Below are 1,547 nucleotides of genomic sequence, written 5' to 3' on the forward strand. Positions count from 1 at the left end.
CGCGCGCACCGGCGGCGCCACCGCGTCGGCCACCACGAAGTGCGCTGCCGCGGGCGCGGCGGCACGGGCCGAGGCCACGAACCCGGCGGACCGGTCCAGCCCCACCACGGTGCGCGGCCGGCGGTGGGCCGCCACCGTCGCGGTCAGCGCGCCGGTGCCGCACCCCACGTCCAGCCACCGCGCACTCTCCGGGAGGCCGAGCCACGCCGTGAACCGCTCCGCGACCGGACGGCTCCACCGGCCCATGTACCGCTCGTAGGCGTCACCGGCCGCCCACACGTCGCCACGCCTGTCGTCCATGCCCCCACGATGGCTCCGCCGGGCCGGCGCGGAACGGGGACACGCGGGCGTCCGGCGCCCCTCAGAAGGCGGTGGGGCCCTTCACCAGCGCGGCACCGACGGGGTGCTCCAGGCCGGGACCGCCACCCGCATCGCCGCCTCGTCGTCACGGTCGTGGAGGGAGCCGTCGTCGGCCAGCCACCGCTCGTGGAGGAGGGCCAGCCGGGCGCGGTCCAGCTCGACGCCCAGGCCCGGCGCGTCGGACACCCGTACGGAGCCGTTCTCGAAGGCGAGGCGCTCGGTGAGGACGTCCTCGGACTGCCAGGGGTAGTGGGAGTCGCAGGCGTGGTGGAGGTTCGGCACCGTGGACGCCACATGGGTCATCGCGGCGAGACTGATGCCGAGGTGGGTGTTGGAGTGCATGGAGACGCCGACGCCGAAGGTACGGCAGATCGCGGCCAGTTCACGGGTGTTGCGCAGGCCGCCCCAGTAGTGGTGGTCCGACAGGACGACCTGGACGGCGTCCTTCGTGAACGCCTCCTTGATCTCGGCGAAGGTCGTCACGCACATGTTGGTGGCGAGCGGCACCGGCGTGCGCGCCGCGACCTCGGCCATGGCGGGGGTGCCGAGCGCCGGATCCTCCAGGTATTCGAGGACGTCGGCCAGGGCGTCCGCGACCCGCACGGAGGTCTCCACGGACCAGGCCCCGTTGGGGTCGAGCCGCAGCGGACGGCCGGGGAACGCCTCCGCGAGGGCGCGGACCGCGGCGATCTCCTCGTCCGGCGGGAAGACACCGCCCTTCAGCTTGAAGGACGTGAAGCCGTAGCGCTCGGTGAACCTCCGGGCCTGCTCCACCACCCCGGCCGGGTCGAGGGCCGCGCCCCAGTCGTCCTTCTCGCAGACGACGCCCTCGGGATGGTCGGCCCACTTGTAGAACAGGTACGCGCTGTACTCCACCGTGTCCCGCACCTTGCCGCCGAGCAGCGCGTGCACCGGCAGACCCAGCACCTTGCCGAGGGCGTCCAGGCAGGCCACCTCGAACGCGGAGACGACCGAGAGCCGCAGTTTGTCGGCGGTCTGCACCCCGCGCAGGCCGCCCACGTCCACCTGGCCGGAGGTCCGCGACGCGTCGACCGCGACCTCGTCGGCGACGGCGAACAGCCCGTTCAGATCGTCGACCGAGCGGCCCACCAGCCGCGTCGCGAACGGCCGCGCCAGCTCCAGGTACTTCGTGTCGCCGTAGGTCTCGCCGACGCCCGTGGTCCCGT

The 1,547-nt window shown here is 73.8% G+C and carries 2 protein-coding genes; both read right to left on the reverse strand.

The annotated features are described in order from the left end of the window. A partial coding sequence (locus AOK23_RS39755; protein WP_157878294.1) for a class I SAM-dependent methyltransferase occupies window positions 1-300 on the reverse strand: 300 nt, incomplete at its 3' end. Window positions 301-381: 81 nt separating this feature from the next. Then, window positions 382-1,547: glucarate dehydratase family protein (locus AOK23_RS39760; RefSeq protein ID WP_055717300.1), on the reverse strand; the 1,166-nt coding region annotated here is incomplete at its 5' end.

It is taken from the genome of Streptomyces torulosus, from assembly GCF_001419765.1.
Classification (GTDB): Bacteria; Actinomycetota; Actinomycetes; order Streptomycetales; family Streptomycetaceae; genus Streptomyces; species Streptomyces torulosus.